15 protein-coding genes are annotated in these 17,780 nt (G+C 36.4%); 1 reads left to right on the top strand and 14 read right to left on the bottom strand.

Annotation, left to right across the window (positions count from 1 at the left end):
• Positions 1-29 precede the first annotated feature (29 nt).
• The 6 genes from J3U69_RS01445 to add form a co-directional block, all read right to left on the bottom strand.
• Complete coding sequence (locus J3U69_RS01445) at positions 30-1,934, bottom strand: copper-translocating P-type ATPase (protein ID WP_267412806.1); 1,905 nt, start codon at positions 1,932-1,934, stop codon at positions 30-32.
• Positions 1,935-1,955: 21 nt separating this feature from the next.
• Positions 1,956-2,327 carry a cupredoxin domain-containing protein gene (locus J3U69_RS01440; protein WP_220221001.1) on the bottom strand — a complete coding sequence of 124 codons (372 nt, stop codon included), beginning with the start codon at positions 2,325-2,327 and terminating at the stop codon, positions 1,956-1,958.
• 462 nt (positions 2,328-2,789) lie between these two features.
• On the bottom strand, positions 2,790-3,572 hold the full coding sequence (locus J3U69_RS01435; RefSeq protein WP_267385187.1) for an ABC transporter permease: 783 nt from the start codon (positions 3,570-3,572) through the stop codon (positions 2,790-2,792).
• Position 3,573: 1 nt separating this feature from the next.
• Entirely contained in the window at positions 3,574-4,371 is a 798-nt protein-coding gene (locus J3U69_RS01430) for an ABC transporter permease (protein WP_267412805.1), read from the bottom strand.
• A complete protein-coding gene (locus tag J3U69_RS01425) occupies positions 4,365-5,351 on the bottom strand; it encodes an ABC transporter ATP-binding protein (protein ID WP_267412804.1) in 987 nt (328 codons plus the stop codon). The genes J3U69_RS01430 and J3U69_RS01425 overlap by 7 nt, the downstream gene beginning before the upstream one ends.
• Positions 5,352-5,615: 264 nt before the next feature.
• Positions 5,616-6,635 carry an adenosine deaminase gene (gene add / locus J3U69_RS01420; RefSeq protein WP_267412803.1) on the bottom strand — a complete coding sequence of 340 codons (1,020 nt, stop codon included), beginning with the start codon at positions 6,633-6,635 and terminating at the stop codon, positions 5,616-5,618.
• Between the two features lie 377 nt (positions 6,636-7,012).
• Between add and guaB the strand changes: the two genes are divergently transcribed.
• Complete coding sequence (gene guaB, locus J3U69_RS01415; protein ID WP_267412802.1) at positions 7,013-8,158, top strand: IMP dehydrogenase; 1,146 nt, start codon at positions 7,013-7,015, stop codon at positions 8,156-8,158.
• Positions 8,159-8,223: 65 nt separating this feature from the next.
• On the opposite strand, the gene J3U69_RS01410 is transcribed toward guaB, so the two are convergent.
• The 8 genes from J3U69_RS01410 to glmM form a co-directional block, all read right to left on the bottom strand.
• Entirely contained in the window at positions 8,224-8,658 is a 435-nt protein-coding gene (locus tag J3U69_RS01410; RefSeq protein WP_103752156.1) for a MarR family winged helix-turn-helix transcriptional regulator, read from the bottom strand.
• 2 nt (positions 8,659-8,660) lie between these two features.
• Positions 8,661-10,058, bottom strand: coding sequence for a DHA2 family efflux MFS transporter permease subunit (locus J3U69_RS01405; protein ID WP_267412801.1), 1,398 nt, complete (start codon positions 10,056-10,058; stop codon positions 8,661-8,663).
• A 155-nt stretch (positions 10,059-10,213) separates the two neighbouring features.
• The gene (locus J3U69_RS01400) at positions 10,214-11,737 is read right to left on the bottom strand and encodes a glycosyltransferase (RefSeq protein WP_267412800.1); all 1,524 of its coding nucleotides are present in this window, start codon (positions 11,735-11,737) and stop codon (positions 10,214-10,216) included.
• A gap of 521 nt (positions 11,738-12,258) precedes the next feature.
• On the bottom strand, positions 12,259-12,972 hold the full coding sequence (locus J3U69_RS01395) for a hypothetical protein (RefSeq protein ID WP_267412799.1): 714 nt from the start codon (positions 12,970-12,972) through the stop codon (positions 12,259-12,261).
• A 34-nt stretch (positions 12,973-13,006) separates the two neighbouring features.
• Complete coding sequence (locus J3U69_RS01390; protein WP_103752152.1) at positions 13,007-13,444, bottom strand: CopY/TcrY family copper transport repressor; 438 nt, start codon at positions 13,442-13,444, stop codon at positions 13,007-13,009.
• A 24-nt stretch (positions 13,445-13,468) separates the two neighbouring features.
• Positions 13,469-14,284, bottom strand: a complete 816-nt coding sequence (locus J3U69_RS01385; protein WP_220220993.1) for a Cof-type HAD-IIB family hydrolase — start codon at positions 14,282-14,284, stop codon at positions 13,469-13,471.
• Between the two features lie 117 nt (positions 14,285-14,401).
• Positions 14,402-16,213, bottom strand: a complete 1,812-nt coding sequence (glmS, locus tag J3U69_RS01380; protein ID WP_267412798.1) for a glutamine--fructose-6-phosphate transaminase (isomerizing) — start codon at positions 16,211-16,213, stop codon at positions 14,402-14,404.
• A 201-nt stretch (positions 16,214-16,414) separates the two neighbouring features.
• Positions 16,415-17,767 (bottom strand): phosphoglucosamine mutase, encoded by a 1,353-nt coding sequence (gene glmM, locus J3U69_RS01375; protein ID WP_220220991.1) that lies wholly within the window; start codon positions 17,765-17,767, stop codon positions 16,415-16,417.
• Positions 17,768-17,780 lie beyond the last annotated feature (13 nt).

Raw genomic sequence — 17,780 nt, 5'->3', positions numbered from 1 at the left:
AGTCAATAATGACTGCCTTTTTGTTTTGCTTAAATTTTGCTTTTTCCTAATAAAACAGAGCTGATTACTACTGATAATGAACTGAAGGCCATTGCCATACCGGCAAATTCAGGGCTAAGAGTTAAGCCAGCACCAGCAAATAGCCCGGCAGCAACTGGAATTCCAAGGACATTGTAGATAAAAGCCCAGAATAGATTGAGCTTGATGCGGCTAAAAGTTTTCTTACTCAACTTTAATGCACGAACAACGTCTTCTAAATCATTTTTTATCAAAACAATTCCACCTGCTTCAATCGCCACATCAGTTCCAGAACCCATGGCGATTCCAACATTAGCCTGTGTTAAGGCTGGTGCATCATTAATACCATCACCAACAAATGCGACTTTGTGATGTTGCTGCAATTTTTTTATTGCGGCTGCCTTATCGATTGGTAAAACTTCTGCAATGACCTTGTTAATACCGACTTGCTGGGCAATTGCCTGAGCAACAGGTTTATTATCGCCAGTTAACATCACCGGCTCTAGACCCAATTTAACTAAATCGCTAATTGCTCGCGCCGCATTTTCTTTTGGTACATCTTGAATCGCAATTAAACCAATTGCCTGTTTTTCAATAGCCACTAGAACAACCGTTTTAGCTTCTTCTTGTAAAGTGGTAATCTTGGCTTTCAGCGGTGAAGCGACTGTCACGTCTTTAGAAGCAGGCTTTCCGACAAAGGCTGCTCGACCGTTAATTTGACCACTAATTCCACTACCTTCAATTGCCATAAAATTAGTTACTGGACTAGTAGAAATTTTGCCAGCTTTGGCAGCAGCTAAAATAGCGGGTGCCAAGGGATGCTCTGACATTTTTTCTAAACTTGCAGCTATCTGCAGGACTTCTTCTTTATTGCCGACAATATCGGTTACTACCGGTTTGCCCCTAGTTATTGTGCCAGTTTTGTCAAAAACAACAGTATCAAGATTATTGGCAGCTTCGAGAATTTCACCATTTTTAATTAAAATGCCCATCTTCGCTCCACGGCCTGTACCAACCATTAAGGCTGTTGGCGTGGCTAAACCCAGAGCGCAAGGACAAGCGATTACCATTACTGCAACGGCAAAATTAAGGGCTGTAGCCACATCCTTGCCGATTAGAACATACCAGACAAGAAAGGTCGCGATAGCAATTATCAAAACCGTGGGAACAAAGATATTAGCTACCTTATCAGTCAGTTTTTGAATTGGGGCATGACTATTTTGGGCTTGCTTAACAATCGCTATAATCTGGGCCAACATAGTGTCACTACCGACTTTCTCCGCGGTAAAAACAAATGATCCATTTTGATTGATTGTTGCTCCAATTACTTTATCGCCTACTTTTTTGTGGGCAGGTAAACTTTCACCAGTTACCATAGATTCATCAACAGCGGAGTTACCGGAAATTATTTTGCCATCTACCGGAATTTTTTGTCCTGGTTGAACTTGAATTAAGTCACCTTGTTTAACCTGATCAATTGGAACCTTCACGAAATTATCGTCACGCTTTACTAAGGCATTTTTTGCTCCCAATTTAACCAATTTGCTCATAGCACTAGAAGCATTACTACGCATTTTTTCTTCAAGTACTTGGCCTAAAAGAACGAAAGTAATTACAAAAGCAGCTGTTTCAAAGAAAACTGGCCGGTGAGTAAACATAGCATAAATACTGTAAAGATAAGTGGTTAATGTCCCCAGCGCTACCAAAGTATCCATATTAGAATGGTGCTTTTTAAAGGCAGCCCATGCACTACTCACAAAGGGACCTGCTGAAATCAACATGATTATCGTCGTAAATACCAGCATTGTCCATGAACCGCCTGGTAGCATCCACCCGGTAAATGGATGCAAAATCATTTCTAACAGCATCGGTAAGGAAAAAATTAATGAGATCCAGAAGCGTGTTGTAATTTTCATCTTGGTAGTTTCCTTATCTTTTTATTTAACGATTACTTTGCCATGAAACATGTTCATACTACATTCCCATTCGTATTCGCCTGGTTTGCTCGTATCAATTTTAACTTGTTCAACTTTTCCCTTAGGTAATTCTTGATTAATACCGAAATCAGAAAAAATGACATGATCAAGGCAGCTTGATGAATCAAGTCGCTTAAAGTTTAACGTGGCTGGCACGCCCTTTTTTAGAACTATTTTTTCTGGCGAGTAACCACCCTTTACCTCAATATTAATACTTTGCTTATCGGTGCCAAGCTCTGCCGTCTCAGCCTTAACATTTTGCTTGCCAAAAAACCACCATGTAATGAATAGTATTAAGAAAAGACCTACAATTAATACGATTATTTTAGCCATAATTATTTCTCCTATTGCGTTTTAATTTTCATTTTTAATGTCTACATTTGTAAACTATAATAATTATAAAGCCAAAATTTACAAATGTAAACATAAAAGGTTTGAAGCAATAAAAAATGCCCATTGGCACTGAAACCAATAGGCTTTGCGATTTTTTTATTTTGTCTACTCGATTTTAGCCAGTCCTCCAAACTGGAAAATTTCGACCCGCGTGTAAAAAAATTATTTTACTAGGCGAGTTTTTATCTTCAAGCAAAATCGTTATTATCAACTTATCAGGATTGTAGCAATTAATGCTTTACTTAGCAGCGTACAATACCTTAGTTTTTCATTTTCTATCCCATCCTAGACGTCATAAAATTAAAACCGCAAAAAAGATTTTATTAGCATCTTTTTTATCATGCAAGTATTTTGAATTGACTTTTTAACCTGCTTTTTTAGTCAAATAAAAGGTGATTTTGACTATCTTCCTGCACCATCATACTTTTTCAGTCCTAAGTTCCAAACATAAGTATCACAAAAGAGAAATACAATAGCGACAGCGAACTGGATAAGTACAACTGACCACTTTTTTGCGTTAAGAAGAACGATAGTGGCTGGACAAGCAATTAAACCAAACGGTAATAAGAAGTTGAAAACCAAATTACCAATACCGCGATAAATTGTCGCTGGATACCTACTCATTTGGATCATACTTAAAAACAAATCGGTGCGACCAAAATTAGTCGGGAACCAAAAGGCAGAGATTGTCCAAAGATACCAGAGTGAATAATACAAGATACAACCGAACAGACATGAAAAAACAAATAAAGCTAATTGTTGCCAAGTTATCGCCTTACCTTGACAAGCTATTACAACAATGATTAAACCCAAAACCGCATTAATAAATTGCGTAAATTCAATTGATCTAAAAAAATAGAATAACTTAGTGTTAATTGGTTTTAATAAAACCGAATCAAGTGTTCCTTCCCGAATATCCTTCTCCAGTAACGGCATTGATTTAACCAAAAAGGCCATTAAAAAGCCATCAAGCATCGTATATACCCCAACCAGCAAAAGACATTCATTAAATGTCCAGCCGCCAATTGTGTCAACGTTCAAATAAATAACTTTGAAAAAAGCAATCGGGATTCCTAACCATAGGATCGATGATATCATTCCAAACAATGTATCAAGTCTAAAACTGATACTTTCAAGTAAGGCAACCTTGCTTAGATTCCTTATTAATTTAAGCTTATTTTTCATTTTATCCTAGTACATCAGAATATCTCTGAAGCCCTCTCCTATTAACCAACACCAGTATTAGATATAGTAAACAAATCCAAAGCAATTCAATCGCAGTATTTACAAGCCAAAACTTTGTAGGCAATGCTTTAACAAGTGTATCGATTGGAAATGAACTAAAATATTTAAACGGTAAGCAACTAATAATCTTAAACATCGGGCTAGGTAACATTTCTAAGGGAAAATAAAAGCCTGACAATAAATTGACAACAATTTCTTTAACGATTAAAACAAAAAACAGATTATCAAACCAATAAGCTGTACTACCAACAATGTAAGAAAATAAGAACCAAAGAATAGCTGCTAATATGAGGCTAACTGCAAATTTAACTAACGTTAAAAGCGAAACTTGAACTAGCTTTTTAACAAATAGATAACAAAAGCCAACTACCAGGATTGGTAATAACAAGAGCAGATTTGCTAACCTGTCTCCTAGCATTTTGGCAAAGTAATAACAATGAAGTTGAATAGGTCGATGAATAATATTTGAGAGTTCTCCTGAATGAATATCATCATTTAACTCCCAGTCAATGGCATACCAAACAAATGAATTAATAAAATTTACACCAATATAGTAGATAACTAACTGATTCCGGGTGAAACCACCAATCGTTTGACCAGGTTTGATAATAATTGACCATAAATAGAACATTACAATGCTGGGAACAATGGCTTGCATTAAGAGAATAACGACACTACTTTTATTGGCAAAAATCTTTTTTAGAGAAACAGCAATAATTGCAAGATAGCTTTTTAACATAACTTTTTCTCCCGGGCAAAAATTTCAAGAATAATATCTTCTAGTTTTAAATCATGAATTTGAAAATTTGATCCCTGTTTAGCACGCGCTAACGCGGCAAGTTCTTCATCCACGCGGTTGTTCGGGACTTTGAGCGTAATTGTTAAGTCATCCTGGTCAATTATTTGCGTCTTTATCTTTTCTGGTGCAAATGTTTCGGCCTTATTAAAGCTGATGTACTTATTTTGACCAAACTGTTCTAACAGATTCTTTTTTCTGCCGTTCCAAATAATTTCTCCTTGATTAACAATTATTAGTTGATCACAAATAGCAGCAATATCTTCCATATCGTGAGACGTTAGAAAAATGGTTAGTTTTTCTTTTTTATTTAACTTTACCAAGAATTTGCGCAAATCTCGCTTTGCCAAAACGTCCAATCCAATCGTTGGTTCGTCTAAAAACAAAACTTTAGGCTTAGTTACTACACCCGCTAAGAACTCAACTTTCATTCTTTCGCCTAGGGATAATTTTCTTGTCTGAGTATCCAGTAGATGAGTAATATTTAAAGTTTCTGCCAGAGTATTCACGTTCTGTTCAAATTCTTGGTCATCTATTTCATACATGGTCTGCAATAATTTAAGATAATCACGCGGAGTCAGATCTGGAAACAGTTGTGACCGATTTCCCATCACAACTGAAATTGATTTTTTAAAAGCGTTACTTCTTTTGACTGGATCAAAGCCATTAACCTTGCAATAGCCTGATGTGGGAAATAATGTGCCCGTTAGCATCTTGATAGTTGTTGTTTTTCCCGCGCCATTTTGACCAATAAAACCAACTGTCTCACCTTCTGTAACCGAAAAGTTAAGTTGATTAACAGCTTTAACTGTTTTTTTAGTTGGTCGGATAATATTTTTAATAGCTGCTTTTAGACCATCGCCCCTTTTTGTAATTGAATATTGTTTCGTGAGGTTATGTGCTTCAATCACTTGCTTGTCCATTAAAAATGCTCTTTCTTAAACTCAAATACCTTTGAAAAGCACAAAAAAGCAATTTTACTAATTAATTTACCTGTAAAAATGCCCTGTTAAAAATTTTAACTTTTCAATTTATCTTAACCGCAAAAACCGGCTTATTGCCCCTAAGCGGTGATCACAGTTTACCATTAATCTAACATAATGCTCAATATTATTTAATAGAAAATTTAATTTGTGTCGTGGAAAATAAAAAAGTACTACTTCTTTACCCGAAGTAGTACTTTTTAATTAGTTTTTTGCTACGTAATCATCGATTTGCTGCAAATAAGCCTTTTTGGCATTATCACTAATCCACGAGGTGGTAAAAGAATTTTTCGCAATCTGAATCAGTTCTTCTCTGCCCCAACCAACTTTTTGCGCAAATTGATAGTAAACATCGTTAATGTAATTACCGCCTTTATATGAAGGATCATCAGAATTCAGGCTAATTAGTGCACCCTCTTTAAAAAGCGTAGTGATTGCTTTTTCTTCCATATCCTGACGTGTGTAATAGTATGCAATTGGACAGGCAGTTATACCAATTTTTTCTTCAACAAGATAAGCCATTAAATCTGGATTTTCAATAATATTCATCCCGTGGTCAAGCCGATCAACTTCAATAATTTCTAGCGCTTGCTTAATGTGTTCCACAGAGTCAACTTGTTTTGGATCACAATGCATTGTTAAATAGTAACCCTGCTTTTTGGCTTCTGCAAAAATTAACATGAATTTCAACGGTGGATTGTGATGTTCAGCTGAATCAAGACCAACGCCGATTATCCAGCCCTTCTCATGATAAGGCCTTGCCGCTTCTAAGGTTTGACGAGCGGATTCTTTAGAAAATTCACGGAGAAAGCACATTATTAGCTGTGTGTCTACGCCTAACGCGCGACCATCTACAATTGCTTCGTGTATCCCTTCTATTACTGTTTCAAAGGCTACTCCTCTGCTGGTATGTGCCTGAGGATCAAAAAATAATTCTAAATGCTTAACATTATTTTGCGCCATTTTTTGTAAAAATGCCCACGTAACATCATAAAAATCTTGCTTTGTCCGCAAAACCTTCATCCCATTGTAATAGGCTTTTAAAAATTCTGTAAGGCCATAACCATAACTGTGGTCAACATCGGCCGGGGATTTTGCACCAATGTCAATATGATTTCTCTTCGCACAAGCAAATTCTAATTCAGGTTCAAGAGTTCCTTCGATATGAACATGCAATTCTGCTTTAGGCAAACCAGCGACAAATTCACGAGTCAGTTTTTCCATTGTTTGTGTTCTCCTTTATTATTTCCAATGACCACAATTAACTTTTTGGCACAATCATTTACTAATGAGATTGATTGGTTAGTTGTAGTTTTTTAGCCCTCAGCTCGAAGATAACACGAACATTATAGCAAGCCAAGAGCAAATACCACGGACGCTATATCTTTTAAATTAGTACTTTATTTAATAATAGCATTTTTAAAAAAGTTTACAATAAAAAAATTAATGTTTAATTTATTCGCTTTTTATCCATAATTATAACTGCTTCATGTTTGAAACTTAACTAATGATAAGTTTAATTTTGGCTTGACCGTTACTAAAATCATTAGTAAAGTGGAGACAATTTAAATTCATTATGCATAAAGATAAGGAGTGCGACTATGTCAAATTGGACAACGAAATTTATTAAAGAAGGACTGACATTTGATGATGTTTTATTAATTCCAGTAGAAAGTCACGTACTTCCAAATGAGGTAGATTTGCAAACCGAATTAGCCCCTAACCTCAAATTAAAGATTCCGCTAATAAGTGCCGGAATGGATACAGTTACAGAAGGCGCAATGGCAATTGCAATTGCTTTACAAGGTGGTCTTGGTGTTATTCATAAAAATATGTCAATTAGTGCCCAAGCGGGTGAAGTTGCTAACGTTAAAAATGTCGTTGTTCCAAGCAACATTGCCAAGGCAGCCGTTGATGACCAGAATCGGCTTCTAGTTGCAGCAGCGATAGGCGTAACCAGTGATACCTTTGAACGCGCTGAAGCCCTGCTAGAAAAAGGTGCTGATGCAATTGTAATCGATACGGCACATGGCCATTCTGCAGGCGTTTTGCGCAAAATTAAAGAAATTCGCACCCATTTTCCTAATGTCACTTTAATTGCTGGCAACATTGCCACCGGTGACGCAGCTAGGGCACTTTTTGATGCTGGCGTTGATGTCGTCAAAGTTGGAATTGGTCCAGGTTCAATTTGTACTACTCGGGTTGTTGCCGGTGTTGGCGTCCCACAAATTACCGCTATTTATGATGCAGCTACTGCTGCTCAGGAGTACCATAAACCAATTATTGCCGATGGCGGTATGCAATATTCAGGCGATATTGTTAAAGCTCTTGGGGCTGGTGGCAACGCGGTTATGCTAGGTAGCATGCTTTCTGGTACAACAGAAGCTCCGGGTGAAATTTTTGAGAGTGAAGGACAAAAATTCAAAACATACCGTGGCATGGGTTCAGTTGGCGCAATGGCACAAGCACATGGTTCTTCGGATCGTTATTTCCAGGGTGGTGTTAACGAAGCAAATAAGCTAGTTCCCGAAGGCGTTGAAGCACGAGTACCTTACAAGGGCGATGTTTCTGATATTGTTTTCCAAATTATTGGCGGATTACGTTCCGGAATGGGTTATGTTGGTGCTGCAACAATTGCTGATTTACGTGAAAATGCTCAGTTTGTGAGAATTACCAATGCTGGTTTACGTGAATCACACCCACACGATGTTCAAATCACGAAAAAGGCGCCAAATTACGAAAGATAATAGATTAATTAGACCAGTAATTATCAACTAAAAAAGCACTAGCTGCTTATCCATAATGGATTCAGCTAGTGCTTTTTATTATCTGATAAAGCAGAATCTAGTTTGGCTAAATTTGCCAGCAATTTCTTTTTAGTATCTGACCCCAAAATCTTTTCAGTTTCTTGTTCTGAGGAGATAAAGTAATTTGTTATTTCTTTTTCTAGTTTAACTGCTTTTTCTGTTAACCGGATTTCCTTATAGCGAGTGTCCTGACTATCAACCTCTTTGCTGATCAAGTTCTTTTGTTCCATCAAATGCAAGATATTAGTAGCAGTTGATTTTCTAATATTAAATTCGTGCTCAATATCTTTTTGATAGATTGGTTGCTTAGTGGAAAAGGAAGTTAAATATTCGATAATCAACATCTGTGTTCCCGTTAATCCTAAGCTTCTTGCAAAATGATCAACATTACGGTTAAAAGTATTCTGGACACGTTGCAAGGCTAATCCGAGTCTTTCCATTTTTATTCCTTTGCTTTAACAGGTTTAGTAGCTTTATACAGCAAGTATACACCAACTACCACTAAAACAAGCAAAAAGATTAAACCAACTTGTGAGGCATCAACTAATTTACCGGCCGCAGTATTCTTGCCACTCATCTGTTGAACAAATTGCATGATTGCGGAAACAATTGCAGTTCCCACTGCCCCAGCAAACTGTTGTGCCATGTTGAATAAACCGTTACCGTCGGTATTTTCTTTTTCACTTAAAACATTAAGTGATGCAGTCATAGTGTTACCCATGATTAAGCCCGTACCAAGCATTGTAATGGTATAAAAGATGATAATTTCAATTGAAGTAAAGTTGGCTGCAAAAAGACAGAAAAGCAATCCCCCAATTAATTCAAACATCGCACCAGTCATAATTGGCTTACGTGGACCATAATTATCAAGTAACCGACCACCAACAGGCGATGCAATTGCTCCAATAATACCACCAGTTAAGAGTAGCAACCCAGCAATCATCGCTGTCGAACGATTAACAATTTGAACATAGTTAGGCAAAATAAAAGATAAACCTAACGTGTTAATTTGAAAAATAAAATAAGCGCCCAGACCCTGAGTAAACTTAATTTTCTTAAACACCCGAATATTAATTAGCGGATTTGCCACTTTTAGCGAATGCCTAATAAAAATGATCAATCCGATAATGCCAATAATTAGTGGAACAGCGAACGTTAATGGTTTTTGTAAAACTGTTGCCAAATTACTGAAGGCTAAAATCAAGCCAATGAAAGTTACGGTAATACTTAAAAAGCCCGCAACATCTAACTTAGAATGTTTAATTTTCTTACTTTCCTTAGTGATAGAAGCAAGTCCCATAACCAAAGAAATAATCATTACTGGAATGATGAAAATGTAAATAAAACGCCAACCCATTGTGTTTACAACTAAGCCACCAAAAGTTGGTCCTAAAGCCGGTGCTACAGCAGTGATCATTGTTCCGATCCCCATCAGTAAACCGATTTTATCTAACGGTGTTCTTTCCAAAATAATGTTAAACATCAATGGAATCGCAATTCCGGCTCCAGCCCCTTGAACAATTCGTCCAATTACTAAGAAGGAAAAGTTTCTAGCCACAACATCAATAAGCAATCCTGCAATAAAGACTGCCGAAGCAGTAATAAACAGCGTACGTGAACTGAAATTCCGTTTCAAATAGGCAGATAATGGCATGATAATCGAAGCTACAAGTAAGTAACCCGTTGTCATCCATTGAACCATCGCCATATTAACGTGAAATTCGTTCATTAAGACAGGAAAAGTAACATTCCCCGCCGTTTCTATCAGGACTCCTGAAAAAGACATCAGTCCTGCCGCAAAAATTGAACAAATTAATTTTGCATCTAATTTTCTTTGCATATAATTCCTCCCAAAATTTTAGTTAGCAAGCTAACTGATTAACCATAGTAACGTAAATAATTTTGAAATGCAATTAATAATAATTTAAAAAATAAAAAAACCATCTTTAAAAGATGGTTAAAGATATGCAAATAATAATTAAAAAGTAATTCTTTTTAGGCCTTATCCGTATCAATTACATATTTTTTCCAGTATTTCCAAACTTCATCGCCTGAAAAGCGTTTAGCGTTTTCATAAGCAGCCTCACTCATTCGTTCACGTAAATTAGAATCTGAGAAGTATTTTGCAATTTCATCTGCAAAAACATCCACATTTCCGTTTGGTACGAGAACACCACTAACATTATTATTAATTAAATCAGATGGACCATAATTAATATCATAAGAAATTACCGGAACGCCATGCGATTGAGCTTCCATCGTAACTAGAGACGCACCTTCATAAAGTGAAGAAAGCAACATAAGCTGAGCATGGTCATAGATATCATCAACTTGATTTGCGTAACCCATAAAATGGATACAATTTTCTAAGCCAAGATCCTTAACTAGCTTTTTCAATTTCTTTTCTTCTTTACAATTATCTGAACCATCTGGGTAACCGTAAATATCTAATGTTAAGTTTTTATTTTTCTGATAAACTTGCGCAAATGCGTTAATAGAATCACCTATGCGTTTTTCAACAAATAACCTTGCTAAAATAACAATTTTACCGGGAATTCTCTGACTCATAGGAATATGCGGCTTGGCAAGCTGCTCATTGGATACAATACCGACAGGAATCGCAACAATCGGTACTTGGGTCCGCAACCGTTTTTTCATGTCATCTGCCTGGCGCTGTCCGGGCGTGATAATTAAGTCGGTTTTACTTAACTGCTCCGTATTGGCAATTGAGCCATATGATAAAAATGAGTTGGGGTCTCTGTAATCACCATAATGAATACTATGAAAATGCTCAATTTTACGTGCCGGTGTTTTCATGTTTATCATAGGTAAATTGGTGATATTACTACGATCTGAGATAAAAGTAGATTGGCCGCCATCTTGTTCATTTAGCTCGTCAAGCATAATAGTAAAAGCTTGTCCTATATTCATCAGCGAATGCTGTATACCTTTTTTATCCGTTAGTTGAATATTAGTTGCTGCAAGCCACTTTGGTTTTTGCTCATATGAAACTTCATAATAAACTGTATTATCAGGTCGATAAAATGATTCATAAATAAGGTTATCATTTGAAGTATTAAAAATTTGCGTAAAACTTTTAAAACCTCTAGTGTCATAAAAATCCATTTTTGTCTTATGATCATCAGCATTAAAATAAGTAATACTATCAAGATTATTATCACTAAACAAAGTAATTAACATTGTTTTGCGATTACCATCATATACTTCATAGCCATTATCAACCTTTTTAATCTGATCAGATTCGGGAATTGGTAGCTCATCAATTGTCATCTTTTGTTGCGGATAATTAACCGTTCCAGCAAAAAAGTCGTACATATTGACATAATCGTCATCATTTAAACCATATAGCGGTAAATTTTGATGAGCAAAACGATTATAATCACGCATTGCAAGTTTAGCTTTTACACCCTTTTGCTTAAATAATTTTAGCCTTTTAACTTCAGCATGTTCAATGCCAGAACTATTAGAGTCTAATCTGTTATTTAAAAAATAATACATTTATTAATCCCTCGTTATTTCAATCATTCATACTATATTTTATATTTTATCACAATTGAATCATGTTATTAAATGCAATTTATGTTATTTATAATATAAATCATAAATGTTGATGTATAAAAGATTTTATAAGGACTTACTTTAACTAAGTTAACGAAGAAATTATAACTATGTAATTTATTTTGGTTGAAAGCTAACTTTTATATTCTATAAAATTTAATTTATTTCAAACTAACTAATTAATTATCGTAAATTTACCGTTTTTGTACTAGTATTTTGCTTATTATTCCATAAAATTGTACTACTACAATTCCTTATTGCTTAATTACTAGGCAATTCTACTTGAGTAGTATAATAACTAATTAATCATATCAGGGCAAACTAATCCATAAAACCCCTGGTCATTTTTGGAAGACCATCATGTCTCAACTTTAATCTGCTTAGATAATTTTGCTGACCAGCAAAATACCCCATAATTAGTTATGCTAATTATGGGGTTAACACCAAAATACTATAAATTTCTAATCCTTTTTCTTGGTCAACTTTAAACCTATTGGCCAGATAATAGCAACGACAACACTAATTGCTAAACCTAACCATAACATTGAGGAAGTAATTAGAGAAATTCCTGGATCTAATTCGCTTTGTAAATATTGGACTAATTGATTTAGGTAATATTGCAAGGCACCAAAAGAGCCAACTGCAGCAATTAACAAAGCAATTAAGGCCCAAGATTGACCAAATAATACTAACAAAGCTGCAAGAGCTAAAATCAAAATAGCTCCAAATAAGAAGTAGTGAAAAATGTTAATTGAGTTATTGACCTGCTTAGAATTATCCGATAATCCCTTATTAACACGCTGGAGTATCAGATAATTAACAGCTTTTTGAACCTCGTTTTTCTCAGGTAGCTTTAAGTTTTTGGCAGTTAGCTCTCCGTTTTCCTGATAGCTAACGCTAAGATTATACAAGTCAACATAGGATAAATCCCGGTGATACTTTGAAGGCAATTGCTCAAGCACCTTATTTTCAACTCCAAAGTCTTTAGCTAACTTCAGTGTTCCCTTTAAATTGGTATCACCACTTTTATCGACGTTCTTTTTTATTACAGAACGCGCAACTTTCGGAACGTTTTGAACATTGATCGTTGCTGGACTTTCAAATAACAAAAAGCCCGCAGCACCAATAAATACTATAAATACTAACCGCAGAATTATACTAGCAAACCTTCTCATTAGACTTACCTCCTTAGGTAGATTAACTAATGTTCTAGCAATCGTGTTGACCCGAAGCTAAGCAGTTGCAAGCAATTTTGGCTGGTGCATGCAGTTTTTTCTGTGCAAGTTCTGTTTCAATTGTAGCAATATCACTTTCAGACAAAGGCATGTCTTTTAATATTTCAATTAAGACTTGTCCTTTATGCATATCACACATATGATTCATCATTTCTTTAGTAACTTGAATCATCATCTGAATTTGTGTAACTGTGGCAGAATAGACATATCGGCGACCATCTTTTCGCGTCTGCAATAGACCTTTTTTAACCAAGCGTCCCATTAAAGTTTTAATAGTCGATTCAGACCAATTTTTCTTAGTTTGAAGCTGCTCGATTACCTCACCAGTATGAATTTCGCCGAGAGTCCACACTATTCTCATGACTTCCCACTCGGCTTCAGAAATATTATGTTCTTTGTTTTTCTTTACCATAATAGTCAACCTAGTTTTATTCTACTACAAAACAAACTTTTTTAATGCTTTCGCAATTCCGTCATGATCATTATCCTCAGTTATATAATCTGCATTATCTTTGATCATTTCAATCGCATTTCCCATTGCCACTTTTTTAAAACTTGGATTCAAAAACATTGAAATATCATTTCCTTGGTCACCAAATACCATGACCTGACTAGGAGCAATTTTTAACCGGTCTGCGAGGTTAATTAGTGCGTTACCTTTTGAAGCATCTTTAATATTAATCTCAATATTAGAAGAAAAACTACGCACAACATCATATTTGGCAAAAGCCCACTCCGGAATATTATTCCAAAGCTTCTCTACTTCTTCGACATCATCTGTCTCGCTAAAGCCCACTTTATTAAAGGTAAAATCTTGTGGAATTTCTTCTGCTTTACGTACTTTAATAATATTTTTTGTCATTGCAGCATTGACCGATAAATTGACGCCCAATTCTCGATCACATGTCCAAAAACATTCTGGTGTTTCAAAATGCAGGTTAACATGAGCAAGGCGCTGTAAACGTCGCATATTAGTAAAATCATGATAATTCATTTCCTGGTTCATCAATACTTTACCAGCTAAGTTTTGAATAACTGCACCGTTAAAGACAATATTATATTGCTTATCCCCGGCTAGTCCTAATTCCTGGTTGAATTGCATCACGCCTGATAATGGGCGGCCGGTAGCAAGAACTACTTGAATACCTGAGTCTATGGCTTGTTTCAACGTTTTCTGTGTTTCTGGCAAAATACTATTATTGCTAGAAAGTAAAGTACCATCTAAATCGACCGCAATTAATTTAATTGACAAAGTTTTTTCCTCCCACAATCTGGATATTATCTCCTTTATTATACAAAAAGTCGTAATTACTTACGACTTTTTTCAATATTCGCTTTTATTCAGATTGGCATAAGGACTTTCAAAGGTTTATTCAACCGTTACACTTTTAGCCAAATTTCTTGGTTTATCAACATCAAGGCCCTTATCTTTGGAAGCATAATAGGCAAATAGCTGTGCAACCACAACACTTACCAGTGGGGTTAAATAATAATTTATCTCTGGGAGAACAATATCGTCATCGTCAACCGCTAACTTTTTGCTTGTAATCGTAATTACGCTCGCTCCCCGAGCAATTACTTCTTGAATATTACCTCGCATTAAATCGGCAGTTAGCGGGTCATTAATCAGGGCAATTACAGGTGTTCCTTTTTCAATTAGTGAAATTGTTCCGTGTTTCAACTCGGCGGCCGCAAAGCCTTCGGTTTGAATGTATGATACTTCCTTTAGCTTGAGCGCTGCTTCAAGAGCAAGCGGATAATCAATCCCACGGCCAATATAAAAAGCATTACGTGAGGGAAGCAAAAACTTTTGAGCTAATTGCTCAATTTTTTCCTTACTTGAAATCACCTGCTCTGCTCCTTCAGCAGCTAAGGCAAAAGCGGTTTTTAAATCAAAAGCACGCGCATTTTCATTGCCAATTTTTTCTCCTAATGCTTTAGCTAAAATAGCTTCTAACGTAATTTGAGCGGTGTATGCTTTGGTAGATGCAACCGCAATCTCCGGCCCTGCTTCTAAGGAAAGTGAGGCAGTTGCTTCACGAGCAAGAGTTGAATTGGGAACATTGGTTAAAGTTAAACTTGGAATATTGCGCTTGATTGCCTCTTGTAAAACCACCCTAGAATCAGCAGTTTCACCCGATTGTGATAGAAAAATAAACAGGGGATGCTTTGACATCATTGGAAAATGGTAGCCGGCTTCAGAAGCAAAACCTACTTCGGTCGGTACACCTGCAAACTTTTCAAAAAGCACTTTACCAACCAGACCCGCATGATAGCTGGTCCCTGCAGCAAAAATATACAACCGATCAGCAGCTGCTAGCATATCAATAATTTTTGCTTTAATTTGAGGTTCGCCATTTTGATCTAAATAAAATTGTTCAAGGTGACGTAAAACTCCGGGTTGCTCACAAATTTCCTTTAACATATAAAATTCATAGGTTCCCTTAGAAGTCGCATTTGGATCAATTTTTAAAGTATATGGCTGCACAACAGCAGGCTCACCTGCAAGACTCTCAATCACATAACTATCATTAGTAATGTCACCAACTTGTCCATCTTGTAAGTCAGCAAATGTTTTAGTTTGATCTAATACTGATAGCGCATCGGAAGCGATGATATTAAAACCAGCACCAATTCCTAGCATTAATGGTGACTTATTTTTTGCGACATAAATATGATCCGGCTTAGTATTGTCAACTAGTAAAAGAGCATATGAACCCTTCACTTTAGCTAAAGCTTTTTTCAAGGCAGTGAAAGCATCCACATTTTCTGTTCGCGCTATTTTACTAATCAATTGAACAATAACTTCAGTATCAGTATCGGAAACAAAATTTACATCTGATAAATAGTTGCTTTTTATTTCTTGATAATTTTCAATCACACCGTTGTGCACTAGGTAAAAACGGTTAGTTTCATCATATTGCGGATGAGCATTATTTTCTGTTGGCTTACCATGGGTTGCCCAGCGAGTATGACCGATACCAACTAATCCTTGTTCATCAGACGTCATTTGATCTTTTAGATTTTGAATACGGCCAACAGTTTTGGTAATGTACTCATTGCCTTTTTGGTCATTTAAGTAAATCCCCGCTGAATCATACCCACGATATTCTAGCTTAGATAAACCATTTAAAACAATTTCTCTAGCAGATTTTCCAACAATTCCAACAATTCCGCACATATTCTTCTCCTTTGGTATAGCCCAAAAATTCTTGTTTGGGCTAGTAGTAAATTTAGCTTTATGTAAGGAATAATATTACTAGTTTGATAATTGGTCAAGCTAAAAAGTTATAATTGGTATATACATACTAAGGATAACCTTGATAGAACACAAAAAAGCAGGAAAAAATTTCCTGCTTTGATAATTTATTTTATTTTATCGTTAAGCACCCATCTCTTGCTCAACAACATCTGTAATCCGTTTAACATAGGCATCAGTTTCTTCTTGGGTAGGTCCTTCTGCCATTACCCGCAGTAGTGATTGCGTACCAGATGGACGTACTAAGACACGACCATCACCATTCATGTCTTTTTCTACTTCTTTAATGACATCAAGAATTGGTTGGTGTTTCTTCCAATCTTGCTTATTCTTAACGGGTACATTGACTAAACATTGAGGGTAATCTTTAAAATCAGCCAATAATTCACTAAGACTCTTACCTGTTTTCTTCATAACTAACATCAAGTGTAGTCCAGTTAACATGCCATCCCCGGTATTATGATAATCACTCATAATGACATGACCAGACTGCTCACCACCAAGATTATAGCCGTTAGCACGCATTTCTTCTGAAACGTAACGATCACCAACTTGTGTCCGCACATTCTTAATTCCTCTGCGCTCAAGGGCTTTAGTGAAACCTAAGTTACTCATGACCGTGGTTACGATAGTATCCTTTTTCAGGCGGCCACCATCTTGCATGCAGGTGCCAAGAACGTACATAATGTGGTCACCATCGACTTCATTACCATTTTCATCAACAGCAATGCAGCGATCAGCATCCCCGTCAAAGGCTAAACCGAGTTGTGCTCCTTGCTTAACAACTTCTTCTTGCAACTTCTCAGTATGCGTTGCGCCAACATGATCGTTGATATTTAAACCATTGGGATGTGTGGCAATTGTGGTAAAGTCAACACCGCAATCTGCAAAAAGGCGTGAGATCAAATTGCTGGCAGCACCATTTGCGCCATCGATGACCACTTTAATGCCATCAAGATCCTCTGGGATGGTGTTTTCAATAAACTGAAGGTACTTAGCGCTACCCTCATGAAAATCGGTTAACGAGCCTAAGCCTTCGGCTGATGGCCGAGGGAGTTTATCTTCTTTAGCATCAATTAATTTTTCAATTTCGCCTTCCATTTCATCAGACAACTTCAGGCCATCACTACCAAAGAACTTAATTCCGTTGTCTTCAACTGGATTATGGGATGCGGAAATTTGCACACCGGCATCGGCTCCCTGCGCACGCACTAAGTAAGATAGTCCGGGAGTGGTAATCACACCGACTTCAAGCACTTCAATTCCAACGGATAACAAACCCGAAATCAGCGCATATTCAAGCATTTGCCCAGATATTCTGGTATCCCGCGAAACTAAAACTTTGGCTTGCTCATCTTTAGCTTTATTTTTAGTTAATATATAACCACCATCGCGTCCTAATTTAAACGCTAATTCAGGGGACAAGTCTTGGTTTGCTACACCTCTAACACCATCGGTGCCAAAATATTTTAACATTAAAAATTACCTC

Source organism: Lactobacillus sp. B4026, assembly GCF_026535825.1.
Lineage (GTDB): Bacteria > Bacillota > Bacilli > Lactobacillales > Lactobacillaceae > Lactobacillus > Lactobacillus panisapium.
This window is presented reverse-complemented; position numbering and strand designations above follow the sequence as displayed.